20 protein-coding genes and 1 tRNA gene are annotated in these 22,852 nt (G+C 65.3%); 11 read left to right on the top strand and 10 right to left on the bottom strand.

Features of this window, described 5'->3' with window-relative positions; all coding sequences use genetic code 11:
- Nucleotides 1-78: 78 nt before the first annotated feature.
- A complete protein-coding gene (locus B5M41_RS14165; RefSeq protein WP_134647854.1) occupies nt 79-1,335 on the top strand; it encodes an alpha/beta hydrolase in 1,257 nt (418 codons plus the stop codon).
- Between the two features lie 45 nt (nt 1,336-1,380).
- Here B5M41_RS14165 and spdA read toward each other — a convergent pair whose 3' ends face one another.
- A complete protein-coding gene (gene spdA, locus B5M41_RS14160) occupies nt 1,381-2,187 on the bottom strand; it encodes a 2', 3'cyclic nucleotide phosphodiesterase SpdA (RefSeq protein WP_134647852.1) in 807 nt (268 codons plus the stop codon).
- Nucleotides 2,188-2,317: 130 nt separating this feature from the next.
- Between spdA and B5M41_RS14155 the strand changes: the two genes are divergently transcribed.
- Complete coding sequence (locus tag B5M41_RS14155) at nt 2,318-3,352, top strand: proline racemase family protein (RefSeq protein ID WP_134647851.1); 1,035 nt, start codon at nt 2,318-2,320, stop codon at nt 3,350-3,352.
- 163 nt (nt 3,353-3,515) lie between these two features.
- On the top strand, nt 3,516-4,157 hold the full coding sequence (locus tag B5M41_RS14150; protein ID WP_134647849.1) for a FecR family protein: 642 nt from the start codon (nt 3,516-3,518) through the stop codon (nt 4,155-4,157).
- A 58-nt stretch (nt 4,158-4,215) separates the two neighbouring features.
- On the opposite strand, the gene B5M41_RS14145 is transcribed toward B5M41_RS14150, so the two are convergent.
- From B5M41_RS14145 to B5M41_RS14135, 3 genes are all read right to left on the bottom strand, one after another.
- Nucleotides 4,216-6,057, bottom strand: a complete 1,842-nt coding sequence (locus tag B5M41_RS14145) for a CHASE2 domain-containing protein (protein WP_413713172.1) — start codon at nt 6,055-6,057, stop codon at nt 4,216-4,218.
- Between the two features lie 16 nt (nt 6,058-6,073).
- On the bottom strand, nt 6,074-6,778 hold the full coding sequence (locus B5M41_RS14140) for a Crp/Fnr family transcriptional regulator (RefSeq protein ID WP_134647845.1): 705 nt from the start codon (nt 6,776-6,778) through the stop codon (nt 6,074-6,076).
- A gap of 97 nt (nt 6,779-6,875) precedes the next feature.
- Complete coding sequence (locus B5M41_RS14135; protein ID WP_134647843.1) at nt 6,876-7,055, bottom strand: hypothetical protein; 180 nt, start codon at nt 7,053-7,055, stop codon at nt 6,876-6,878.
- 186 nt (nt 7,056-7,241) lie between these two features.
- Here B5M41_RS14135 and B5M41_RS14130 point away from each other — a divergent pair, with 186 nt between their 5' ends.
- The 4 genes from B5M41_RS14130 (at nt 7,242) to B5M41_RS14115 (ending at nt 10,624) form a co-directional block, all read left to right on the top strand.
- Nucleotides 7,242-7,667: a DoxX family protein gene (locus B5M41_RS14130; RefSeq protein WP_134647841.1), complete on the top strand. Its 426-nt coding sequence runs from the start codon at nt 7,242-7,244 to the stop codon at nt 7,665-7,667.
- A gap of 130 nt (nt 7,668-7,797) precedes the next feature.
- Nucleotides 7,798-8,496, top strand: coding sequence for an orotate phosphoribosyltransferase (locus B5M41_RS14125; RefSeq protein ID WP_134647839.1), 699 nt, complete (start codon nt 7,798-7,800; stop codon nt 8,494-8,496).
- 63 nt (nt 8,497-8,559) lie between these two features.
- Nucleotides 8,560-9,489, top strand: coding sequence for a carbohydrate kinase family protein (locus B5M41_RS14120; RefSeq protein WP_134647837.1), 930 nt, complete (start codon nt 8,560-8,562; stop codon nt 9,487-9,489).
- A gap of 49 nt (nt 9,490-9,538) precedes the next feature.
- Entirely contained in the window at nt 9,539-10,624 is a 1,086-nt protein-coding gene (locus B5M41_RS14115; protein WP_134647835.1) for a glycosyltransferase family 4 protein, read from the top strand.
- 61 nt (nt 10,625-10,685) lie between these two features.
- Here B5M41_RS14115 and pgi read toward each other — a convergent pair whose 3' ends face one another.
- The gene (pgi, locus tag B5M41_RS14110) at nt 10,686-12,311 is read right to left on the bottom strand and encodes a glucose-6-phosphate isomerase (protein ID WP_134647833.1); all 1,626 of its coding nucleotides are present in this window, start codon (nt 12,309-12,311) and stop codon (nt 10,686-10,688) included.
- Between the two features lie 117 nt (nt 12,312-12,428).
- Nucleotides 12,429-14,129, bottom strand: a complete 1,701-nt coding sequence (locus tag B5M41_RS14105; RefSeq protein ID WP_134647831.1) for a long-chain-fatty-acid--CoA ligase — start codon at nt 14,127-14,129, stop codon at nt 12,429-12,431.
- 344 nt (nt 14,130-14,473) lie between these two features.
- On the opposite strand from B5M41_RS14105, the gene B5M41_RS14100 reads away from it, so the two are divergent.
- Nucleotides 14,474-15,619 (top strand): AI-2E family transporter, encoded by a 1,146-nt coding sequence (locus tag B5M41_RS14100; RefSeq protein WP_413713169.1) that lies wholly within the window; start codon nt 14,474-14,476, stop codon nt 15,617-15,619.
- Nucleotides 15,620-15,641: 22 nt separating this feature from the next.
- Here B5M41_RS14100 and B5M41_RS14095 read toward each other — a convergent pair whose 3' ends face one another.
- The 3 genes from B5M41_RS14095 to B5M41_RS14085 all read right to left on the bottom strand — a co-directional run bounded on the left by B5M41_RS14095 (nt 15,642) and on the right by B5M41_RS14085 (nt 17,642).
- Entirely contained in the window at nt 15,642-16,364 is a 723-nt protein-coding gene (locus B5M41_RS14095) for a 3-keto-5-aminohexanoate cleavage protein (RefSeq protein ID WP_134647827.1), read from the bottom strand.
- A 118-nt stretch (nt 16,365-16,482) separates the two neighbouring features.
- A tRNA-Thr gene (locus B5M41_RS14090) sits at nt 16,483-16,558 on the bottom strand.
- 121 nt (nt 16,559-16,679) lie between these two features.
- On the bottom strand, nt 16,680-17,642 hold the full coding sequence (locus B5M41_RS14085) for an NAD(P)H-dependent flavin oxidoreductase (RefSeq protein WP_134647825.1): 963 nt from the start codon (nt 17,640-17,642) through the stop codon (nt 16,680-16,682).
- A gap of 425 nt (nt 17,643-18,067) precedes the next feature.
- Between B5M41_RS14085 and B5M41_RS14080 the strand changes: the two genes are divergently transcribed.
- Nucleotides 18,068-19,201, top strand: coding sequence for a biotin transporter BioY (locus B5M41_RS14080; RefSeq protein ID WP_134647823.1), 1,134 nt, complete (start codon nt 18,068-18,070; stop codon nt 19,199-19,201).
- 63 nt (nt 19,202-19,264) lie between these two features.
- On the opposite strand, the gene ppk2 is transcribed toward B5M41_RS14080, so the two are convergent.
- Nucleotides 19,265-20,146 carry a polyphosphate kinase 2 gene (gene ppk2, locus B5M41_RS14075; protein WP_134647821.1) on the bottom strand — a complete coding sequence of 294 codons (882 nt, stop codon included), beginning with the start codon at nt 20,144-20,146 and terminating at the stop codon, nt 19,265-19,267.
- A gap of 144 nt (nt 20,147-20,290) precedes the next feature.
- Here ppk2 and phoR point away from each other — a divergent pair, with 144 nt between their 5' ends.
- Together phoR and B5M41_RS14065 are read left to right on the top strand one after the other, a co-directional pair.
- Nucleotides 20,291-21,589: a phosphate regulon sensor histidine kinase PhoR gene (gene phoR, locus B5M41_RS14070; RefSeq protein ID WP_167718910.1), complete on the top strand. Its 1,299-nt coding sequence runs from the start codon at nt 20,291-20,293 to the stop codon at nt 21,587-21,589.
- A gap of 189 nt (nt 21,590-21,778) precedes the next feature.
- On the top strand, nt 21,779-22,813 hold the full coding sequence (locus B5M41_RS14065; RefSeq protein WP_134647819.1) for a PstS family phosphate ABC transporter substrate-binding protein: 1,035 nt from the start codon (nt 21,779-21,781) through the stop codon (nt 22,811-22,813).
- Nucleotides 22,814-22,852: the final 39 nt, after the last annotated feature.

The following is a 22,852-nucleotide window of genomic DNA, read 5'->3' as shown; positions in this document are numbered from 1 at the left end:
AGCGCCTGCCGCTCGGCTAAGCAGGATCGGACGGAGCTTTCAGGCGCCGGCGAAACGGGAAAGTGAAGGAAGCGGGACATGACGAACCGCGAGGTGCCGCGCATGGTGCGAAAGGTGATGTTCGCCGGGCTCATCGTGCTGGCCGGTTGCGCCGGCCGGCCGGAGGGCGTTCTGGTGCCGAGCGGCAAGGTCGTTCCTGGTGTCTCCACCGTCGACCTGCTGGTCGCCACCACGCGCGCGCCGTCCAGCCAACCCGGCGTTCTCTTTTCCGGCGAGCGCGGCTCGGAACTCGCGGTCAGCGACATCGTCGTTTCGATACCGCCTGACGACAAGCGCAAGGTCGGCCAGGTGCAATGGCCCAAGAAGCTGCCTGCCGATCCGATGAAGGATTTCTCCACGGTCAGCGTGAAGCCGATCGATGGTGCGAAGGCCGCCAATGGCTGGCTCGGCCGCAACCTGCCGAAGAGCCGCCGGGTGCTGATCTTCGTGCACGGCTTCAACAATCGCTACGAGGATGCCGTCTATCGCTTCGCGCAGATCGTGCACGATTCCAAGACCGACGCAGCGCCTGTCATCTTCACCTGGCCGTCGCGCGCCAGCATCTTCGATTATTCCTACGACAAGGAAAGCACCAACTATTCGCGCGATGCGCTGGAGGAATTGCTGCGGGCTGCCGTCAATACGCCTCAGGTCGGTGAAATCACCATCATGGCGCATTCCATGGGCACCTGGCTTGCCGTTGAGACCTTGCGGCAGATGGCGATCCGCGACGGTCGCGTGCCGAAGAAGATCCAGCAGGTCATTCTCGCGTCGCCCGATCTCGACGTCGATGTGTTCGGCCAGCAGATGCGGGCCATCGGCAAGGACAAGAAGGATCGCCCGAACTTCACGCTCTTCGTGTCCCGCGATGACCGCGCGCTGACGCTGTCGCGCCGCATCTCCGGCAATATCGACCGGCTCGGCCAGATCAACCCGGCCGAAGAGCCCTACCGCACCATGCTGGAAAAGCAGGGCATTACCGTGCTCGACCTGACGGCACTGAAATCCGGCGACCGCCTTAACCACGGAAAATTCGCCGAAAGCCCGGAAGTGGTTCGCCTCATCGGCAATCGCCTGATCGACGGTCAGTCGGTGACCGATTCCGAAGTCGGTCTCGGCGAGCGCATCGGCGCGGTCGCGCTCGGCACGGCGCAGACCGTCGGCAGCGCCGCGAGCATCGCGGTCTCGACACCCATCGCCGTCTTCGATCCGGTGACGCGCCGCAACTACAACGACCAGTGGCGGCGCCTCGGCAACTCCGTCGAAGACACCACGACGACCGCTGTGGGACAGTGATGCGGCGGCCCGTCCGGGCCGGATCCACCGCTGCCGTAACGGTCGTCAGGCGATGTCCACGTCGCGCCCGGCGATCTCGTAATCCTCGTTGTGCACCTGCAACCCGTCCTGCGTCACCACGACGATGCCGTAGGCGGCCGGCTCGTCCACCGAGAGCGAGGTGTCCGGCGTGTCGAAAGGCATCGGCTGCTGATGCACCGGGCTCTTGAAGATGGAGAAGGGAATGCCGCGATGCGATCCGCCGATCGTGCGGTGCACGTGGCCGGCGAAGATGTGGCGCACATTGCCGTGTTTCAGCACGCGCTCGTAAAAGGCATCCTCATTGCCCAGGCGAATGGCGTCCATGCCGGTAAATCCGGTCTTGTGCGGCGGGTGGTGCATGAAGATGAGTACGGGCCGGCCGCCTGCGCCGGCCAGAGCCCGGTCGAACCAGGCGAGGCGCATTTCGCACAGATAGCCCGCATGGCTCATCGGATAGTCGTAGGGCGGGGCAAACAGGGTGTCGAGCAGCACGGCGCGGCAGTCGTCGAAATCGATCACCTGCTGGATGAAGCCATCTTCGTCCGGCTGCACATGGGAAAAGGTTTCCAAGAATCGCGTGCGATGATCGTGGTTGCCGATGGTGATGGCGGCCGGCGGCGTCAGCAGCGAGAGAAGGTCCCGCAGGCGCTCGTAGGAGGGCGTATCGGCCCGATGCGTCAGGTCGCCCATGAAGATCACCCGGTCGGCATCCGCATGATGACGGTTGACGTGCTCGATGCCCGCAAGCAGCCTGGCATAAGGGTCGAGGCCGATGATCCTGGCGCCCTCGGGCACCATGTGCAGGTCGGTGAAGACGATGAGTTTTGTCATGGAGGGTCCCGTGCTGTGCAGACCCTTTCGTATCGTGCAAACCGGCAGCGTGAAAAGCGGTTGGAACGGGCGGCAATCTGATATATCAGAATAGGAAAGCCGGCCGGCCGGTGAAAGCGGAGAGAACGACATGAAATGGAAGCGCACGATCCAGCTGCTGGACGTTCACTGCGAGGGCGAGATCGGCAAGGTGGCGATCGGCGGCGTGCCGAAGATCCCCGGCAACACGATCGCCGAGCAGCTCCATCACATCAACACGGTCGATGACAGCCTGCGCCGCTTTCTGTGCCTGGAACCGCGCGCGGCGGCGACGGGTTCGGTCAACCTGCTGCTGCCCGCCAAGCGCCCGGAGGCCGATGCGGGGTTCATCATCCTCCAGGCCGATCAGGCGCATGCTTCCTCGGGCTCGAATTCGATCTGCGTCACCACGGCGCTTCTGGAATCCGGTATCGTCGAGATGAAGGAGCCGGAGACGGTCGTCGTGCTCGACACCGCCGCCGGCCTCGTCAAGGCGACGGCTACCTGCCGCGACGGGCGCTGCGAGAAGGTCCGGCTCACCATGGTGCCGTCCTTCGTCGAGGCGCTGGACGTGGAGATCGACACGCCCCATTGGGGCCGCGTGCGCTTCGACATTTCCTATGGCGGCATCTTCTATGCGCTTGTGGATGTCGAACAGATCGGCACCAGGATCGACAAGGCCAATGCACGCACGCTGGTGGATGCCGGCATGGTGCTGAAGGATCTCATCAACCGCGCCATGAAGGTCGTTCATCCCGAGATCCCCGAGATCAGCGGCATCGCCTATGTCATGTTCCGCGATCGCGACCCTGATGGTCTCGTGCGCACCGCCACCACCATGTGGCCGGGCCGCGTGGACCGCTCGCCCTGCGGCACCGGCAATTCCGCCAACCTCGCCACGCTTCATGCCCGCGGCCTTGCCAAGGTCGGCGACACGTTCCGCTCGCGTTCGATCATCGGCACGGAATTCGAGGTCGGACTGGAGGCGGAGGCCGTGGTTGCCGGCCGCCCGGCGATCATTCCCAGCATCACAGGCCGCGGCTGGACGTTCGGCCTGCACCAGATCGCGCTCGATCCGACCGACCCGCTGGCAAACGGTTTCGCCATGACCGACACCTGGGGCCCCCAGGCCGGCGAGATCGTCTGACCGGGGATCGGCCTGCGCGCGGCAGGACGGAGATGTCTCCTCGGAAACAGAGGGCGCGGCCGGATCGGCGCATAACGGGGATGATCCATCAAGGGGAGCAGTTGACGCCGCGCCCGCCATCGGTTCAAGTCCGCGCCACATATATCGAAGCGAAAGACATGTCATGCGACCGCTCCATGCATTGAACCCAGGTCTTTTCGGGCGACGGCTTTTCCTGGCCGGGGGCGCGCTTGCGCTCATGGGGGCCGGCGTTTGCGCGGCGCGGGCCAGCACCGTCATCGGCAAGGCCGTGAAGATCACGGGCGACGTCACGCGCCGGCAGGCCGGCCATCTGGAAGGCCTCAGCGCCGGCGCGAGCCTCATGGACCGCGACTTCGTGACAACGGGCAAGGAGAGCTTCGCGGCCCTGGCGCTCGGCGAGGAGACGAGCCTGCTTTTGGGCAGCGAGACCGAACTGCTGATCGACAGCTTCATCGCGGGGCAGGGCGGAACCATCGAACTTGGCACCGGCCAGATGATGTTCGACCGCGCGGAGGGTCTCGCCAAGATCGACTTCACCATGCGCACGGCCTTCGGCATGATCGGCGTGCGCGGCACCAAGTTCTTCGCCGGCCCGAGCCGCGGTGCCGCCTTCGCCGTCTTCGTGGAACATGGGCTGGTCGAGGTCACGGGCGGTGGCGTGACACGACGGGTCGGCCGCGGCGAGGGCGTGGATTTTGCCGCACCCGGTGCTGCGCCCACGGCGGTGGCGCGATGGAGCGAGGCGCGCATCCGCGAAGCCTATGCGAGTGTGGGCGCCGGATAAGGCGGTAAAAACAGGAATCTGGAGCATTTCCGGTGAACCGGAGTTCACCGGAAATGCTCTAGTCGAGCGTGAACAGCTCCATCGTCCCGAAGCCCCGGATCTCGTGGCTGCCGATGGCCCGGAGTGTCCGGCTGGCTTCGCTGGCCGCGCGTGGACCGACGCAGATATGCGTCCCCAGGAACTTGTTGGCGTCCTGCAGCCGCGCGGCGAGGTTTACCGCGTCGCCATGGGCGGTGTAGTCGAGCTTGCCGCCGGCACCGACTTCCCCGAGCACGGCGTCGCCCGTCTCGATGCCGATCCGGGTCCGGCCGAAGGCCTGTTCGAGGAAGAGCGGCCGGCGGCGCATCTCCTCGGTTAGCGCGCGGATGCCGTCGGCGCAGGCCAGCGCCTTGTCGACATGGCCTTCCAGATCATCCGGCGCGTTGAAGAGCGCATGCACCGCATCGCCCACCACCTTGTCCACCATGCCGCCGTGGCGGGCAACGAGCGCGTTGACCTCGGCGAAATAGATGTCGAGCAATTTGACGAGATCGTGCGGGCCGATCTTCTGCGCCAGCGCGGAGAAGCCCTCGATATCGGTGAAGAGCGCCGTGACCTGCCGCGCCTCGCCCGCCACGCGCCCCATGTCGGGATTGTCGATGTAGCGCGAAACCACGGATTGCGGCAGATATTGCGCGAAGCGCTGCCGCGCCGTCGCCTCCGCCCGCCGCACATGGGCATATTGCATGAGACCGGTGACGAGGGCGGCCGTGGCGACGATGAGCGACACGCCAATCGCATCGGAAAGCAGCGCGGTGCGGGCATAGAGCAGCACCGACGCGCCGAAGACGAGACCGACCAGGGCGAGCCCGGCAACCGCGGCACCGAGCGGCCGCAGACGCGCCGCCGCAAGCGCCGCCGCAGCGCCTGCCAGCAGCGCAAAGCCGGCTTCGACGGGTGGCAGAAGCGGATCGCGCGTGGGAATGGTATCGGTCAGGATGGCATCCGCCAGATCGGCGTGGATTTGAACGGACGGCTCGAGGGGCATGGACGCGCTGGTGCGCAGCCCACCCAGATTGGGCAGGCTGCTGCCGATCAGCACGACCTTGCCGGTGAGCGTCTCCGCCGGGACAGTGCCGGCCACCACATCGGCCGCCGAGAAGGTGCGTGCGGCGATGGTCGCGCCGCCGCTTGCGACGAAGCGCAGGCTGCCGTCCTCGTCGAGCCGCAGGACGCGGCCGTCGTGGCGCAGCCATGTGGGGTCGCCGCCCAGCACGGGCGTGCGGGCGCCCGCCGCAAGCCGCGCCACCTCCACGCCGAGCGCCGGATAGGCCGCGTTGCCCATGATCGCATAGGCCTGCACGCGGCGCACCACCGCATCCTCGTCTCCGACCAGGAAGGCGGCCGCGGCTGCCGTCGAGCGATCCTGCAGGAAGGTGCACGAGCTTTCCGTGCCCTCGATGAACCAGAGATCCGGCACGTTGACAGGCCGGTGCAGCGCAAGCTTCGGCACGGGATGCGGCGCACCGTCAAGCGTTTCGCCGATCAGGAAACCGAGGACGGTCGGCACCTTGCCGATGGCGTCCGCGAGCGCGGCATTGGCCGGCACGTCGGGCGCGCAATCCGTGCTGAAGATGAAGTCGAAGGCGATGGCGGTGGGCTTGGCGGTCGCAAGCCGTTCGACGAGCGTCGCCGTCTCGGCGCGCGTCCAGTCGCGGTTCGGCACGCTCTGGAAAGCCTTGCGGTCGATATCGACGACGACGATGCGGTCGCTCCGCGCGGCCGGAACGGCCTGGGTGAGCGCGTCGAAATAGAACTCGCGCTGCCGCTCCAGCGCCGTCTCGCCCAGGGCGAGAAGCGCCAGTGCGCCGGCAAGGCTGGCAATGAGGCCGGCGGCGAGGGGCCTGTATTTCTTTGCGATCATTGCTTTCGGCAGCCTAGTCGTCGTCCGGCTCGGCGATGCCGTAAAGCCGGCCGACATGGCACTGGATGATCCCGTCCTTGCGCCGGATGGCGCCGGCTTCCTCCAGCGCGAGGATCGAGCGGTTGATCTTCGGCCGGCTCGCGCCGAGGATGCCGGCGATTTCCGTCTGGCTCAGCGCGATCTGGAGATTGGCGCTGTCGGGCAGCTCCTCGCCGTGGATGTTGCGCAGCGTGGCGAGGAAGAAGCGGGCAACCCGCGCATCGAGATCGTAGAGCGCGATGGTTTCGAGCTGCTCCGTCGTTTCGCGCAGCTTGGTGCAGAGATAGTGGATGACCGCCTGTGCGGCCGCCGGGTTGCGGGCGAGCAGGTCGAGGAAATCGCGCTTGGCGATGACGTAGCCCTCCGTCGCCACTGCCGCCGTGGCATCCGCCGACCGCGGCTGGCCGTCGAGGATCGCCATCTCGCCGAGCACGGCGCCGGGTTCGAGCTGGCGCAGCGACAGTTCCTTGCCCTGTGGCGTGATGAGGGAAAGCTTGATGCGGCCGGTGACCAGCACGATGAGATAGGTGCCCTCGTCGCCGCGCTGGAAGATCACCGTTCCCGCCGGCCATTTGCGATAGGTCGCGATCCCAGCGATATCGCCGATCGTCTCCTTGCTGAAACCTTCGAAAATCGGAAAGGAGCGCCAGAATGCGGCGCTCTTGTTGATCTCGTTCATGTCCGCTGTCCCCGGCCGGCCGAAATACGCCAGCCGGCGGAAATCTTCGCCCAGCGGCCGGGCGCATGCAACAGAAAAGAACGTGCCCTGGCGGTTGTCAGCCGCAGATACGCACGCGCTTCGTAACAGTCCTTCCATGGGCGTCCGCCATGCGAAAGCGCTTGGTGACGCAGTTCTGCGGGTCGTGCGCGCGATAGCCTTCGCCGTAGGACGCGCCCGCAGCCGTGAAGGTGAAGGAAACGGCGGCAAGAGCGAGGGCGAGCAGGGTCAGGCGCATGATCTCTCCGGCAGGCAGGCGACAGGCGCCGTTCTCCCACGGTCCCATGCCCCGGGCTGTTCCTGCGGAAACAGGAAGTCGTTCTCAAAAAGTGAACAATCTGTCTTCCGAACGACCGGCTAGCTTGACGAATGAAAGCTGTTATCTCTGTCGTCAACGCAAACAACGAAGCCTCAGGAGCTTTCCATGCCGCAGAACGCCGTCGTCCTCGTCGGACGCATCCTCCTCGCCCTCATGTTCATCACCTCGGGCTTTGGCAAGCTGACCGATCCCGCCGGCACCGCCGGCATGATCACCGGTGCCGGCCTGCCGGCCGCAACCGCGCTCGCCTATATCGCCGGTATCTTCGAACTCGTCGGCGGCCTCTTCATCCTCGTCGGCTTCCAGACGAGGATCGCGGCGTACCTGCTCGCCGCCTTCTGCGTGTTCACCGCGCTGACCTTCCACAGCGGCGCGATCAACATTCCGGACTTCCCGGCAGGCGCAAATGGCCTGCTCACGGTCTTCAACGGCCTGATGATGTGGAAGAACATCACGATTGCCGGCGGTTTCCTCGTGCTTGCCGCCTTCGGCCCCGGCTCGATCTCCGTCGACGCCCGCCGCGCAGCCTGAACCCGACTATCCTTCTGATCCTCCAGAAACCCTTCCCGCTCCCCGGGAAGGGTTTTTCGTTGTCTGAACGCTGGAAAGCCGCCACTCTTGCTGCTATGCGCACGGGGATAGAACCCTGCGGGAGATGCCGATGTTTTCCAATTCCTTTCCGGACCGAGATGTGATGGCGGAGCTGATGGCCCGCATGCTTTGGGAGATCAAGGCGGTGCATTTCCGCCCGGAAGAGCCCTACAAGCTCGCCTCCGGCATGGCCTCCCCGGTCTACATGGATTGCCGCAAGCTCCTGTCCTATCCGCGCATCCGCTCGGCCATCATGGATTTCGCCGCCGCGACCCTCACCCGCAATGTCGGCTTCGAGCGTATCGACGTGATCGCCGGCGGCGAGACGGCCGGCATTCCCTTCGCCGCCCTCCTTGCCGACCGTCTCAGCCTGCCGATGATCTATGTGCGCAAGAAGCCCAAGGGCCATGGCCGCAATGCGCAGATCGAGGGCGTGATGGCGGAAGGCGCGCGCGTGCTCGTCATCGAGGATCTCGTCACGGTCGGCGGCTCGATGTTCACCTTCATCGACGCGATCCGCGCGGCCGGCGGCGTGGTCGATCACGGCATGTCGCTGTTCTACTACGGCATCTTCAAGGAGGCCGAGGCGCGCTATGCCAATGGCGGCGTGAAGCTGCATCACGTCGCGACCTGGCGCGACGTTCTGGCCGTCGCCCGACAGGAAAAGCTCTTCGACGATGCGACGCTCGCCTCCGTCTCCGCCTTCTTCGATGCGCCCTTGGCCTGGTCGGCCGCCCATGGCGGCGTCTCGGAACTGCCGACATCCTAAAAAGCGCTGGCGCTTTCCGCCGTGATTGTTTAAATCGATTGAAATTCGGTTGGAGGACTTTCGATGATCCTGTGTTGTGGTGAAGCGCTGATCGACATGCTGCCGCGGACGACGACGCTCGGCGAGGATGCCTATGCGCCCTATGCCGGCGGCGCGATCTTCAACACGGCCATCGCGCTCGGCCGCCTCGGCGTGCCCACAGGCTTCTTCACGGGCCTGTCGGATGACATGATGGGTGACATCCTGCGCAAGACGCTGCGCGAAAGCGGTGTCGATTACAGCTACTGCGCAACGCTGTCGCGGCCGACCACGGTCGCCTTCGTCAAGCTGGTCGACGGCCACGCGACTTATGCCTTCTACGACGAGGGCACGGCCGGCCGCATGATCACCGAGGCCGAGCTTCCGGCGCTGGGCGATACGTGCGAGGCGCTGCATTTCGGCGCGATCAGCCTCATCCCGGAACCCTGCGGCACCACCTATGAGGCGCTCCTCGAGCGCGAGCACGAGAAGCGCGTCATCTCGCTCGATCCCAACATCCGCCCCGGCTTCATCAAGGACAAGGACGCCCATATGGCCCGCATCCGCCGGATGGCGGCGATGGCCGATATCGTCAAGTTCTCCGATGAGGACCTCGCCTGGTTCGGTCTCGATGGCGACGAGGATGCGCTCGCCCGCTACTGGCTGCACCACGGCGCCAGGCTCGTCGTCGTGACCCGCGGCGCCGACGGGGCGATCGGCTACACGGCTGAGCACAAGGTCACGGTGCCGAGCGAACGCGTCAGCGTCGTCGATACGGTCGGTGCCGGCGACACCTTCGATGCCGGCGTGCTGGCCTCGCTCAAGATGCAGAACCTGCTCACCAAGCAACAGGTGGCGAAACTCGACGAAGAGCAGATCGCAAAGGCGCTGGCGCTCGGCGCCAAGGCCGCGGCGGTCACGGTCTCCCGCGCCGGCGCCAATCCCCCCTGGGCGAACGAGATCGGCCTCGCCTGATCGGCAGCCACCTTCACGCGGCTGTCATCGCAACGTGATCAAAGGGGGCATGCGAGAACAGCACGTCCCCGACCAGCATGCCTCCGTCAGCCCTGATGCACCGGCACCCACCGTGCTCGTCGTCACCGATGCGTGGCGGCCGCAACTGAACGGCGTCGTGCACACGCTGGAGGAACTGGCGCGCTCGATGGCGGAGGAGGGGGTCGAGGTCGTCTTCCTCACGCCGGAAAAATTCGCGACCGTGCCGCTGCCGTCCTATCCGGAAATCCGGCTGGCGCTAGCCTCCGCGCGTCGCGTGCTCGCCGAGATCGAGGCGATCGCGCCCGACTATATCCATATCGCCACCGAGGGCCCGCTCGGCATGGCGGCGCGCCGTGCCTGCCTCAGCCGCCGGCTGCCCTTCACGACGGCCTATCACACACGGTTTCCGGAATTCATCCGCGCCCGCCTGCCCATTCCCGAAAGCTGGAGCTATTGGTGGCTGCGCCGCTTCCACAATGCCGGCGAAGGCATGATGGTGGCGACGAAATCGCTGGGCGCGGAAATGGCCGCGCGCGGTTTCGTGCGCATCAAGCGCTGGTCGCGCGGCGTGGATACCAAGCTGTTCGATCCCGCCAGGCGCCGGGATCTCGGCCTGCCGCGGCCGATCTTCCTCAATGTCGGGCGCGTTGCGGTGGAGAAGAACCTGCCGGCCTTCCTCGGTCTCGACCTGCCAGGCAGCAAGGTCGTCGTCGGCGACGGGCCTGATCTCGCCACGCTGCGCCAGCGTTATCCCGATGTGCATTTCCTCGGCCGCAAGACCGGCGAGGAGTTGGCGAGCATCTATGCCTCCGCCGACGTCTTCGTCTTCCCGAGCCGCACGGATACGTTCGGCAATGTCATGCTCGAGGCGCTTGCCAGCGGCGTTCCCGTCGCCGCCTTCCCGGTAACGGCCCCGCGCGACGTGCTGGGCGATGCCGGCGCCTTGTCGGAGGACCTGCGGGCGGCGGCACTCGCCGCGCTCGATATCCCCAAGGACGTCGCACTCAACAGGGCCGCGACCTATAGCTGGCGTGCCTGCGCGCTGGAATTTCTGGGCAATCTCGCCCGCGTGCCGCGCGGTTCTTTTGCGGCACGCCGCCTCAGCCTTCGTTAGAGCATGTCCAGCCGAAGCGGGATCGCTTCGGCGTCGGACAATGCGGCAAAGATAAAGTTGACTACTTCGCCGCCTTCAGCAGTGCGGCGACGAGGCCGGCCGTGGAGGAGTCGTGTCCGGCCGCGCTTTCCTTGCCCTCGACGACAGGCAGCAGGCCCGTCGCCAGCTCCTTGCCGAGCTCCACGCCCCACTGGTCGAAGGAGTTGATGTTGAAGAGCGCGCCTTCGACGAACACGCGATGCTCGTAGAGCGCGATGAGCCGGCCGAGCGCGAAGGGCGTCAGGCTGTCGTGGACCATGGTGATGGAGGGGCGGTTGCCGGAGAAGACGCGGTGCGGCGCGATCCGGTCGGCCTTCGCCTCGCCCATGCCCTTGGCGGTGAGCTGTGCCTTCGCCTCCGCGAAGCTGCGGCCCTTCATCAGCGCCTCGGACTGCGCAAGGCAATTGGCGATCAGCAGCTGGTGCTGGTGGCGCAGGCTCTTCTCGTGGCCGTTGGCCGCGATCATGAATTCGGCCGGAATGATGGCCGTGCCCTGGTGGATCAGCTGGTAGAAGGCATGCTGGCCGTTCGTGCCGGGTTCCCCCCACACGACCGGGCCGGTCTGGCCTTCGACGGGCGTGGAATCCATCGTCACCGACTTGCCGTTCGATTCCATGTCGAGCTGCTGGAGATAGGCGGGAAAGCGCGACAGCCGCTGGTCATAGGGCAGGATCGCGCGCGAGGGATAGTCCAGCACGTTGCGGTGATAATAGCCGATCAGGCCGAGCAGCATGGGAATGTTTTCGCGGATCGGCGCGGTGCGGAAATGGGTGTCGATGGCATGGCCGCCGGCCAGGAAATCGGCGAAGTTCTCCTTGCCGATGGCAATCATCAGCGGCAGGCCGATGGCCGACCAGATCGAATAGCGGCCGCCGACCCAGTCCCAGAAGCCGAAGACGCGTTCGGCGCTAATACCGAAGGCCGCGACCTTGTCGAGCGCCGTCGAGACCGCGCAGAAATGGCTGCCGACCGCGGCCTCGCCCAGCGCGTCGGCGATGAACCTGCGCGCGGTCGCGGCATTGGTCATCGTCTCGATGGTGGTGAAGGTCTTGGACGCGACGATGAACAGCGTCGTTTCCGCGTCCAGCAGCTTCAGCGTGTCGGCGATATGCGCGCCGTCGATGTTGGAGACGAAGTGCAGGCGCGGCCCGTCGTGATAGGGCGCCAGCGCCAGCGTCGCCATGACGGGGCCAAGATCCGAGCCGCCGATGCCGATATTGACGACGTCGGTGATCTTCTTGCCCGTTGCGCCTTTCAGGGCGCCGGAGCGCACGCCATCGGAAAACGCGCCCATCGCATCGAGCACGGCATTGACGTCGGGCATGACATCCTTGCCCTCGACGAGGACGGGCGTGTTGGCGCGGTTGCGCAAGGCCGTGTGCAGCACGGCGCGCTCTTCGGTGATGTTGATGATCTCGCCCGCAAACATCGCGTCGCGCTTCGTCTCGACGCCGGCCTTGCGGGCAAGCTCTTCCAGGCCGTCCAGCACGGCGTCGTTCACCGCGCATTTGGAATAATCGAAGAGGAAGTCTTCGAGCGTGATGCTGTAGCGGGCGAACCGCTGCGGATTGGCCGCGAAGGCCGCCCTTATGTCTGTGGCATTGGTCTCGCGGACGATGGATTTCAGCTTTTCGACAAGCGCGTTCATCGGCGTGTTCCTTGGGCCTTGGGACGATGCCGGTTAGCTAGTCGCTTTGGAGGGCGCAAATCAAGACCGCAAATGCGCCTTCCGCGAAAAAATTAAATCGGTTTAACCGGGGCTGCGTCAGCCCCGGAGGTCCTTGCGAAGGATCTTTCCGACATTGGATTTGGGAAGTTCGGTGCGGAATTCGATGAATTTCGGCCGCTTGTAGTTCGTCAGGTTGGCGACGCAATGGGCCTTCACGTCGGCTTCCGTCAGGGCGTCGTCCTTCTTGACGACGAAGAGTTTCACGGCCTCGCCGGAATGCTCGTCGGGCACGCCGATCGCCGCGCATTCCAGCACGCCGGCCAGCGACATCGCCACTTCCTCCACCTCGTTGGGGAAGACGTTGAAACCCGAGACGAGGATCATGTCCTTCTTGCGGTCGACGATCTTGGTGTAGCCTTCCGCGGTCATGAAGCCGACATCGCCGGAGCGGAAGAAACCGTCCGGGGTCATCACCTTTGCCGTTTCGTCCGGCCGCTGCCAGTAGCCGGCCATGACCTGCGGCCCGCGGATGCAGATCTCGCCGACCTCGCCGAGCGCCAGCGTCTTGCCCTCGTCGTCGCGGATCTCGATATCGGTGGAGGGCAGGGGAAGGCCGATCGTGCCGGTGAAATCGGGGCTGTCGAAGCGGTTGGCGGTGGCGACCGGCGAGGTCTCCGACAGGCCGTAGCCCTCGGTCACCGCGCAGCCCGTTATCTTCTGCCAGCGCTCGGCGACGGGCCGCTGCACCGCCATGCCCCCGCCGAGCGTCAGCACCAGCTCGGAGAAGTCCAGCTTTTGGAAATCCGGGTTGTTCATCATCGCGTTGAACAGCGTGTTGAGGCCGGGGAAGATGTGGACGCGGTACTTGCCCAGTTCCTTGACGAAGGCCGGGATGTCGCGCGGATTGGCGATCAGCACGTTGTGGCCGCCGAGCGCGATGCCCATCAGACCGTTCACGGTGAGCGCGAAGATATGGTAGAGCGGCAGCGCGCAGACGAAGACGAGCTGCTCGGGCCGCTTCTTGAGGCGGAAGACCGGCTCGATCCACAGCTTGATCTGCTCCATGTTGGAAAGCAGGTTGGCGTGGGTGAGTGTCGCGCCCTTGGAGATGCCCGTCGTGCCGCCGGTATATTGCAGGAAGGCCGTATCGCCGGGCGAAATGTCCGCCGGCTTCAAGGTGGCGTGCGCGCCCTCCGCCATGACCTGCTTGAAGGGAATGTGCCCCGGCAGGGACCACGCCGGCACCAGCTTCTTGATCTTGCGCACCACGAGATTGACGATCAGCCCTTTGAGACCGAGCATGTCGCCCATCGTGGTGACGACGACATGGCGAACGGCGGTGCGCGAGACGACCTGCGCCACGGTGCCGGCGAAATTCTCCAGCACGAACAGTGCCTTGGCGCCTGAATCTTTCAGCTGGTGTTCCAGCTCGCGCGGCGTGTAGAGCGGATTGACATTGACCACGACGAGACCGGCGCGCAGGATGCCGAAGATCACGACCGGGTTCTGAAGGATATTGGGCATCATCACCGCGACGCGGTCGCCCTTGGCCAGCCCCTGCGCCTGCAGCCAGGCCGCGACCTTTTTCGAGGCTGCGTCGAAGTCGCGGAAGGTGAGCGTCTTGCCCATGCTGGTAAAGGCAGGGCGCTCGGCAAAGCGGGCGCAGCAGTTTTCCACCAGCGCGCCGATCGATGAATGGCCAAGCGGCGCGATCGTCTGTGCCATACCCTCTGGATAGGACGCGAGCCAGAAACGGCCGGACGCTTCGGTGGATGGCTTCTGTTCTATGGCCGACATGGGGTTCCTCCTCGTGGGCGCGTGGGGCATCGTCCGTCCTGCGGTCACCGAATGGTCCTCCAACCATCAGGTGCGAACAAGATGATGCTTTTGGCGGGCGCCATCAAGCACCATGGCTATCTTACATTGACGTAAACGTCAACAATCGCCGCTCCTGGCCCGATAGCTTTTTCGTGAGGCCGGGCGGCTGCGGCGTCTCACCGCGCCAGCGACGAAAAAACCACGTATATGTTTAACATTCTTCGGATAGACCTTATCTAGAGGCCCGGCCTGTACCGGCCGCAATGGAGTAGACGAGTTTGCCGCAATCGGAACATCGCAGAAATGAGCCCCGGCTGATCGGTGTGGCGCGCCCGAGTGGAGCGGCGCTCATCTCGCCGACATCGGCGGCGCGCTGGCTGCTTGTCCTCATCGTGCTGGCAGGCATCTACTTCTTCCATGGTTTCGTGGTCCCCGTGCTGGCCGCCCTCGTCATCGCCTTCGCCAGCTGGCCGCTCTATTCGCGCCTGCTCGTCCAGCTCAACGGCAACCGCACGATCGCCGCCTCCATCGCGATCCTTCTCATCCTGGGCTTCATCGTCGGGCCGATCATGTTCGCGTCGACCTATGCCTTCCACGAGATCCGCGAGTGGATCGGCTGGGCGGTCGAGACCAATCGCACGGGTGCGCCCACGCCGGACTGGATCAGCGCGCTGCCGGTCATCGGCGGCTGGCTGGATATGCAGTGGACGCGCTTTCTCGATCATCCCGGCGCGATCGGCGAGCTGACGCAGATCGTCAGCGGCGCCAATATCGGCAATATCTACCGCGTGGCGCTCGCGGCCGGCGGCAAGGCCTTCGGCCTGCTGCTCGCCATGCTGTTCATGCTGATCGCGTTGTTCTTCATCTATCGTGACGGCCGGTCCTTCGCCGCCCAGGTGGATCGTCTCGGCGAGCGCATCCTGCCGATGCGCTGGGAGCGCATCTCGCGCATCGTTCCCGCCACCATCAGCTCCACGGTCACGGGCATGACGCTGATCGCCATCGGCGAGGGCATCGTGCTCGGCGTCGCCTACTGGATCGCGGGCGTGCCCTCGGCCGTCACGCTCGGCGTCCTCACCGGCGTCATGGCGCTCTTCCCCGGCGGCGCGCCGCTCTCCTTCACTTTGGTCTCGATCTACCTTGTGTCCAGCGGCTCGCCCATCGCCGGCCTCGCGCTCTTCATCTGGGGCTCGGTGGAACTCTTCATCGTGGACAAGACGCTGCGCCCGCGTCTCGTCGGCGGTCCGATCAAGCTGCCGTTCCTTCCCACCTTCTTCGGCCTGATCGGCGGTGTGAAGACCATGGGCTTCCTGGGCCTGTTCATCGGTCCCGTCCTGATGGCCCTGCTGGTCGCGATCTGGCGCGAATGGATCCGGGAAATCGAGGCGACGGATCCGCCCGCCACGATTCGCCTGGATGCCCGCCCGCAGACGCCGGACCTGCCCGAGCGCGGGCGCAACGCCAGCTGACGACGGACGCTCGCCGCGTCGTTTACGCAGCATTCCGGCGATAGAGGGCGGCGGCTTCGGCAACCAGTTCCGTGTTGCCGGATGCCCGTTCGCCGTTCATGAGCAGGCGCCCGTCTTCCAGTCCGACACGGGTGGACCAGCGTTTTTGATGCGCCCGGGCAACGAAGTGCCAGACCGTGTCGTCGAAACCGTGAAGCAGGATCGGTCGAACGATATCGGCGCGCGCAAGAACGCGCGCGATGCCGTCGGCAATCGCATCGGCCCCGGCAGGATCCTGCGCCTCGATCTCTATGAGCACGCGAAAGACACGGTGGCGATCCGCAAGCGCGGCCAGCCGTTCGGCATCGGCAACGGTGGCCAGGCCCGCCTCCACGCCGACACCCATCTGATGCAGCAACCCGATGACGGCGGGCGCATCCGGCTCCGACAGATTGACCGAGGCATAGTCGGGCAGCACGCGCCAGCGGGAGATGCAGTCCCGCGTCCGCTCCACGTCGCCCTCGATCCAGGCACCCGTCGAGACGCCGATGAGCGTTCCCGGGCAGGCGCGCCGCATGGCCAGCATCGTGTCATCGATGGCCGCCAGGCTTTCGCGCCCATCGGCGCCACGCGGATGAATGTGCAGTTCCGCCGCGCCCGCCAAGATGCAAGCCGCCCCATCGGCAGCCATGGTATCCGGGGTCGTCGGCAGACGCGGATGGTAATCACGGGGCCGCGCCCCGTTCAAGCAGGCCTGTACGATCATCGCGAACTCCAAGCAACGACGCCAGTCTAGCGGTGCCCGGACAGTTCGCAAGGTCGCACAGAACCATGACACGCCAACCGGACGAGGTGCAGAGAAATTAAAAATGTCAGGGAGGAAATGGTGCCGCTTACGTGACTCGAACACGTGACCCCGTCATTACGAATGACGTGCTCTACCAACTGAGCTAAAGCGGCCTTCATGGTCCCGAAGCGTGCCGGGACCGGAATGGGTGCGCTGATAACCGCTATGCGCGGAGATTTCAAGCGGTGAGTTTCAACTTCCGCATTTTTCCCGCGCTATGGCGTGCGCAGCGGTTCAGCCGGCGGTGATGCGGGCCCTGGCGGCGGCGTATTCCTGCTCCAGGCGCGCGACGAGTTCGGCGGTCGGGGCCACGGATTTGATGGCGCCGATGCCCTGGCCGCAGCCCCAGATGTCCTTCCAGGCCTTGGCGCCCGATGTTGCCGTCTCGAAATCCATTTTCGAGGGGTCGGCCTCCGGCAGGTGGTCCGGATCCATGCCGGCGGCGGCGATGGAGGGTTTCAGGTAGTTGCCGTGAATGCCGGTGAAATAGTTGGAATAGACGATGTCGGCGGCAGCGCTGTCGACGATCATCTGCTTGTAGGCCTCGTTGGCGCGAGCCTCGGTCGTGGCAATGAAGGGCGAGCCGATATAGGCCATGTCGGCGCCCATCGCCTGGGCCGCGAGGATCGCGCCGCCGGTCGCGATGGCGCCGGAAAGCAGCAGGGGCCCGTCGAACCATTCCCGGATTTCCTGGACGAGCGCGAAGGGCGAGAGCGTGCCGGCATGGCCGCCCGCGCCGGCCGCCACGGCGATCAGCCCGTCGGCGCCCTTGCGGATCGCGGAATTGGCGTGGCGGTTGTTGATGACGTCGTGCAGCACGATGCCGCCATAGGAGTGGATCGCGGCGTTGACCTCAGGCACCGCGCCCAGCGAGGAGATGACGACGGGCACCTTGTACTTCACGCACATCGCCAGGTCGTGCTCCAGCCGCTTGTTGGAGCGGTGGACGATCTGGTTGACGGCAAATGGCGCGGCTGGGCGATCAGGGTGTTTCGCATCATGCGCCGCAAGGGCTTCCGTGATCTCGGCCAGCCACTCGTCGAGCTGCGATTCCGGGCGCGCGTTGAGCGCGGGAAAAGCGCCCACCACGCCGGCCTTGCATTGCGCGATGGTCAATGCAGGGTGCGAGATGATGAAGAGCGGTGCCGCGACGACGGGCAGGCGCAGCTTGTCCTTGAGGAGCGCGGGCAGGGCCATGAAGACGTCCTTCTTTGACGTTTACGAAAACGTCAAAAGGATAGCAGCGGGAATGCGACGTGAAAAGAGGCTGAAGTCAGGGCAGCAAAGGGAATGGGCATGGTAACGAATGCGGCCTGTCGCGATTCGCCGCTCCGGCCGGCCTGCCGCACGGCAGGACGCCGATAGTGCCGGTCATATCCCGGACGAACCCCTCCCATCACGCGCCGGTGCCGATTCGCGTTTATGGCGGCAGGAGGGATCGCGGCTCGCCCGCTGGGGGCTCCAGCGCAGCTTATCCCCGGAGAAGGAGGGCGGTTGGGACGCCGAGACTTGCGCAAATTCGCGGCAAACGTTACGCAAAAACCAACAAAAGCCGGAAAGTGAGGCTCTTTCCACAGATGTGTTTGGCCGCGGCGGGGTGCGGTCGCCGAGAAGGATCGGACGTGAGCGGACTGGAAGCGGCAATCAGAAATGCGCTGACGCGCTCGGAACGCGGCAATGCCGAGGTGCGCGCGCGCATCTACCAGTCGGCGCGCAACGCGCTCGAGGCCGGGCTACGCAAGCAGGACATCAACGATCCCGAGGCCGTGGCGGCGCAGCGCCACCGGCTCGAGGCGACGATCCGCCAGATCGAGGCGGAGGAACGCGCGCAGGCCAGCGCCGCTGTAAGCGAGGTTCGTGCCGAGCCGCGGGTCGAGATGCGGCCGGAACCGGAGATGCGCGCCGAGCGCGGCACCCGGCCCGAACCGACGCTGGAGGCCGAACCGCGCATCGAACCGGAGCGCCGGGCGCCCGCGGGCGATATGGGTGCGATTCGACCCGAGCGCATGGAGCGTCTTGGTGAAGGCGGCGCACAGGCGACGGCGGCTGCGGCCACGCCCGCAAGCCAGCCTTCCGATTTCCGTCCGGAGCGCGTCGCCAAGGCGCGCAAGCGCCGCGGGCGGCTGTTTTCCTTCCTCCTCGTGCTCGCGACGTTGGTCGCGGCCTTCGGCGCGCTTGCCTGGTGGGTGACATCGAGCGGGCTGCTGGATGACCTGCAGGATGATTCCAGGCCGCCGGCCCGGGTTTCGGCGGAGGATTTCTCCGGCGAGGACCCGATCAAGAAGGCGCTCGATACGCAGAGCCGGTTTACGTCCGACTGGCGCCCGGTCTTCACGCCGGGCGACGTCGCCAAGCTTTCCGCCGGCGCGGCCGGCCGCTTCGAATCGGTCAGCACCAGCGACGGGCAGGCCGTGCGCGTCACCTCGACAAATCCGGAGCGTGACGGTGCGGTGCAAATCGAGGTATCGCCGGAGGTCCTGGGCGAGATGGGCGGCAAGACCTCGACGATCGCGCTCACCGTGCAGGCCGCCGGCGACAAGCCGGTGCAGGTATCGGTGGAGTGCGATTTCTCCACCATGGGCGGCTGCGGGCGTCATCGCTTCACGGTGTCGGAGCGCACGGACATTCTGTTCCAGGTGGAGTTCGACCGCTCGCTTTCGCCGAGCGAGCCGGGGCATCTGCTGCTCAACAGCGACATTGCCGGCGGCGGCGCGGGCGTGAACCTCTACGCCGTCCGCATCCTGCCGGGCGAATAAGAGGCCCGGCCTAGCCCTGGCGTGACGCGGGATGGCCCCGGGCCCGCCGGGATCTTCATCCCCTTATTTTACGAAGCCGACGCCCGTGCCGACGATCTTGTCGTCGATCTCGCCGATCGCCTTTTTGTCCTTGCCGTCATAGTCGAGCGTCGTGAGGATGTGGCGGATCAGGTTGATGCGCGCGCGCCGCTTGTCGTTGGCGCGGATCACGGTCCACGGCGCGTGGTCCGAATGGGTTTCCTTCAGCATCCGGTCGCGCTTTTCCGTGTAGTCGTCCCACTTGTTGAGCGCGGCTATGTCCATCGGCGAGAGCTTCCACACCTTGAGCGGATCGTGCCGCCGGTCGTGGAACCGCTTCAGCTGCATTTCGCGGCCGATATTGAGCCAGAACTTGAAGAGATGGATGTCGTCCGAAACGATCATCTTCTCGAAGCGCGGCGTTTCCTTGAGGAAGCGTTCGTATTGCTCGGGCGTGCAGAAGCCCATGACGGGCTCCACGCCCGCGCGGTTGTACCAGGAGCGGTCGAACAGCACGAACTCGCCCGAGGTGGGGAAGGTGGCGACATAGCGCTGGAAGTACCACTGGCCGCGCTCGGTCTCGGTGGGCTTGGTGAGCGCGACGATGCGCGCGGAGCGCGGGTTCATGTAGGACATGGTCGCATGGATCGCGCCGCCCTTGCCGGCCGCGTCCCGGCCCTCGAACACGGCCATGATGCGCTTGCCGGTCTTCTGCTGCCAGAACTGCACCTTGACCAGTTCGATCTGGAGAAGCTTCAGCGTCTTCTCGTATTCCTTGTTGTCGAGCTTCTTGTCGTAGGGATAGTCGTCGGAGCCGAAGGCCTTCTCCTCGATCCAGTCGGGCAGCACGGGATCGTCGATGTCGAAGACCCGCTTCTTGCCCTTGATATCCAGTTCGACAGACCGGTTTTCGGCCACTTCCGCCATCGTTCGCTCCTCCAGGCACAGACCGCGGCGCACGCCGCTTCACCGAAAGGTGGCCATAAGCGCATTGCGAATTCAAGCGCACCGTGAAAAACATGTCATGAAATCGCGCTATCCATCGAGAATCGGCGGGGCGCGGAGGCTGAGATGCTTGCAAGGGAATGGGTGGCGGTGACGGATCAGCGGACGATCCTCGGCTGGCTGGCAACGCAACTGTGGGGCGAACGCGTTCTCATCGCCTCGGCCATCTTTGTCGGCTTCGTGATGTGGCTCGCCGGCCTGCACCCGGGCTGGGTCTCGTTCACCGTGCTCCTGCTCGTCATTGCCGGCCTCGTGCGCACCGACCGGCGTGCCGCCGAAGGCAATGCGCGCACCATGGCGGTGCCGGCTGCCGCGGTGCCCGAAAACGATGAGGCGGCGGCCCGGCAGGATGACCTGTCCGCCATCGCCGCCGTCCTGGGCGCGCTGGACGCGCCGGCTTTGCTGATTTCCGCCCGCGAGACCGTCAAGTTGCAGAACCGGGCCGCAGAGGCGGTCTTCGGGGCGATCCCGCTCGGAAGCGACCTTGCGGGGCGCATCCGCGCACCCGGCATCCTCGACATGGTCCGCGAAGCCCTCGCGACAGGCCAGCCGCGCGAGACGGAGCATGCCGAGCGCCTGCCGTCCGAGACGGTCTATGTGGTGCGTATCGCGCCCCTGGCCGAAAAATCCGGCGAACCGCTCTGGCTTTTGACCTTCCGCGATGTCTCGCAGGCGCGCCGCATCGATCGCATGCGCTCCGACTTCGTCGCCAATGCCAGCCATGAACTGCGCACGCCGCTCGCCTCGCTGCGCGGCTTCATCGAAACGCTGCAAGGCCCGGCGAAAAACGATACCAGGGCGCACGAGCGCTTTCTCGGCATCATGCACGAGCAGGCCACGCGCATGAGCCGGCTCGTCGATGACCTCCTGTCGCTTTCCCGCCTGGAGCTGCGCTCGAATGTTGCGCCCGATCAGACCGTCGACCTCGTGCCGCTGATCGCCCATGTGCGCGACAGCCTGCAGCCGCTCGCCTCGGAGCTCGGCGTCGACATCGTGCTCGACCTGCCCGCCCATCCCGTTTCCGTCACCGGCGAGCGGGACGAACTCGTCGAGGTGTTCGAGAACCTCATCGAGAACGGCTGCAAATATGGCCAGGATGGCAAGCGCGTCGATGTGGCGCTCACCGGCGGCACGGGCGGGGCGCCCGTCGAGGTCTCCGTCAGGGATTACGGTCCCGGCATCCCTCCTGAACACGTGCCGCGCATCACCGAGCGGTTCTACCGGGTCAATGTCGAGGCCAGCCGGTCCAAGAAGGGCACGGGCCTGGGGCTGGCGATCGCCAAGCATATCCTCACCCGCCACAAGGCACGCCTCGTGGTGCGGTCCGAAGTGGGCAAGGGAACCGTTTTCACGGTGAAGTTCTGACACACAATGTCACGGCATCCTGTGGCTGTCTGAAATAAGCGATTATTTTCAGAGGCTTGGCCTGTCACAAATGTTTCGCGAAACTGACATAAAACGGATGGCGATCGGGGCGTAGAGAGAAGCCGCCGGTCAGCGGCAGAGAGCGCCAGACGAGCGCTTCCCACATATGTCCTCTTCGGGAGAACCCAGATGAAATCTCTTAAGCTCACCCTCGCGGCGCTCGTAGCCTCCGCCGCATTCGCAGGCGTTGCCGTTGCGCGCGACCAGGTCCAGATCGCCGGCTCCTCCACCGTTCTTCCCTATGCCAAGATCGTTGCCGAGACGTTCGCCGAGACCTATCCCGACTTCAAGACCCCGATCGTCGAATCCGGCGGCTCCTCGGGCGGTCTGAAGGAATTCTGCAAGGGCGTCGGCCCGAACACCATCGACGTCGCCAATTCTTCGCGCCCGATCAAGGAAAGCGAAATCGAGGCCTGCAAGGCGGCTGGCGTCACGGAAATCCAGGAAGTGAAGATCGGCTACGACGGCATCGTCTTCGCGACGGACTCGGGCAATGCCGACCTGAAGCTCGTGCCGAAGGACCTTTATCTCGGCCTCGCCGCTGAAGTCGTCGTCGATGGCAAGCTCGTCGCCAACCCCTACAAGAAGTGGTCGGAAGTCAACAAGGACCTGCCGGACGCCGAAATCGCCGCCTATATCCCGGGCGAAAAGCACGGCACGCGCGAGGTCTTCGAAGAGAAGATCCTCGCTGCCGGCTGCAAGGAAGCCGGTGCGCTCGACGTCATCAAGGCTGCCGTTTCCGATGAGAAGGAACAGCATGCCAAGTGCGTCGCCGTTCGCAAGGATGGCCTGGCTGTCGACATCGACGGCGACTACACCGAAACGCTGGCCCGTATCGCGGCCAACAAGTCCGGCATCGGCGTGTTCGGCCTCTCCTTCTATGAAAACAATGCCGACAAGCTGAAGGTCGCTACCGTCAACGGTATCGTTCCCTCGACCGAGACGATCGCTTCCGGCGAATACCCGGTTTCGCGCCCGCTGTTCTTCTACGTCAAGAAGGCGCATCTCGGCGTCATCCCGGGCCTGAAGGAATATGTCGAGTTCTTCACGAGCGACGACATGATCGGCCCGGACTCTCCGCTGGCTGAATACGGCCTCGTCGCCGCTCCGGAAGCCGAGCGCGAAGAAATCCGCAAGGCCTTCGCCGACGGCAAGATCATGTAATGACCTTGGGTCGCCGCGGCAGCTTGCGCCGCGGCGACC

It is taken from the genome of Shinella sumterensis, from assembly GCF_004514425.2.
In the GTDB taxonomy this organism is placed as follows: Bacteria; Pseudomonadota; Alphaproteobacteria; order Rhizobiales; family Rhizobiaceae; genus Shinella; species Shinella sumterensis.
The sequence above is the reverse complement of the archived record's forward strand: the minus strand, read 5'-3'. Positions and strand labels throughout refer to the sequence as shown.

What these genes read in the sequence shown, in the direction of transcription:
- B5M41_RS14165 (WP_134647854.1), top strand. Translation starts at nt 79, where the DNA reads ATGACGAACCGCGAGGTGCCGCGCATGGTGCGAAAGGTGATGTTCGCC.
- spdA (WP_134647852.1), bottom strand. Translation starts at nt 2,187, where the DNA reads ATGACAAAACTCATCGTCTTCACCGACCTGCACATGGTGCCCGAGGGC.
- B5M41_RS14155 (WP_134647851.1), top strand. Translation starts at nt 2,318, where the DNA reads ATGAAATGGAAGCGCACGATCCAGCTGCTGGACGTTCACTGCGAGGGC.
- B5M41_RS14150 (WP_134647849.1), top strand. Translation starts at nt 3,516, where the DNA reads ATGCGACCGCTCCATGCATTGAACCCAGGTCTTTTCGGGCGACGGCTT.
- B5M41_RS14140 (WP_134647845.1), bottom strand. Translation starts at nt 6,778, where the DNA reads ATGAACGAGATCAACAAGAGCGCCGCATTCTGGCGCTCCTTTCCGATT.
- B5M41_RS14135 (WP_134647843.1), bottom strand. Translation starts at nt 7,055, where the DNA reads ATGCGCCTGACCCTGCTCGCCCTCGCTCTTGCCGCCGTTTCCTTCACC.
- B5M41_RS14130 (WP_134647841.1), top strand. Translation starts at nt 7,242, where the DNA reads ATGCCGCAGAACGCCGTCGTCCTCGTCGGACGCATCCTCCTCGCCCTC.
- B5M41_RS14125 (WP_134647839.1), top strand. Translation starts at nt 7,798, where the DNA reads ATGTTTTCCAATTCCTTTCCGGACCGAGATGTGATGGCGGAGCTGATG.
- B5M41_RS14120 (WP_134647837.1), top strand. Translation starts at nt 8,560, where the DNA reads ATGATCCTGTGTTGTGGTGAAGCGCTGATCGACATGCTGCCGCGGACG.
- B5M41_RS14115 (WP_134647835.1), top strand. Translation starts at nt 9,539, where the DNA reads ATGCGAGAACAGCACGTCCCCGACCAGCATGCCTCCGTCAGCCCTGAT.
- pgi (WP_134647833.1), bottom strand. Translation starts at nt 12,311, where the DNA reads ATGAACGCGCTTGTCGAAAAGCTGAAATCCATCGTCCGCGAGACCAAT.
- B5M41_RS14105 (WP_134647831.1), bottom strand. Translation starts at nt 14,129, where the DNA reads ATGTCGGCCATAGAACAGAAGCCATCCACCGAAGCGTCCGGCCGTTTC.
- B5M41_RS14095 (WP_134647827.1), bottom strand. Translation starts at nt 16,364, where the DNA reads ATGATCGTACAGGCCTGCTTGAACGGGGCGCGGCCCCGTGATTACCAT.
- B5M41_RS14085 (WP_134647825.1), bottom strand. Translation starts at nt 17,642, where the DNA reads ATGGCCCTGCCCGCGCTCCTCAAGGACAAGCTGCGCCTGCCCGTCGTC.
- ppk2 (WP_134647821.1), bottom strand. Translation starts at nt 20,146, where the DNA reads ATGGCGGAAGTGGCCGAAAACCGGTCTGTCGAACTGGATATCAAGGGC.
- phoR (WP_167718910.1), top strand. Translation starts at nt 20,291, where the DNA reads ATGCTTGCAAGGGAATGGGTGGCGGTGACGGATCAGCGGACGATCCTC.
- B5M41_RS14065 (WP_134647819.1), top strand. Translation starts at nt 21,779, where the DNA reads ATGAAATCTCTTAAGCTCACCCTCGCGGCGCTCGTAGCCTCCGCCGCA.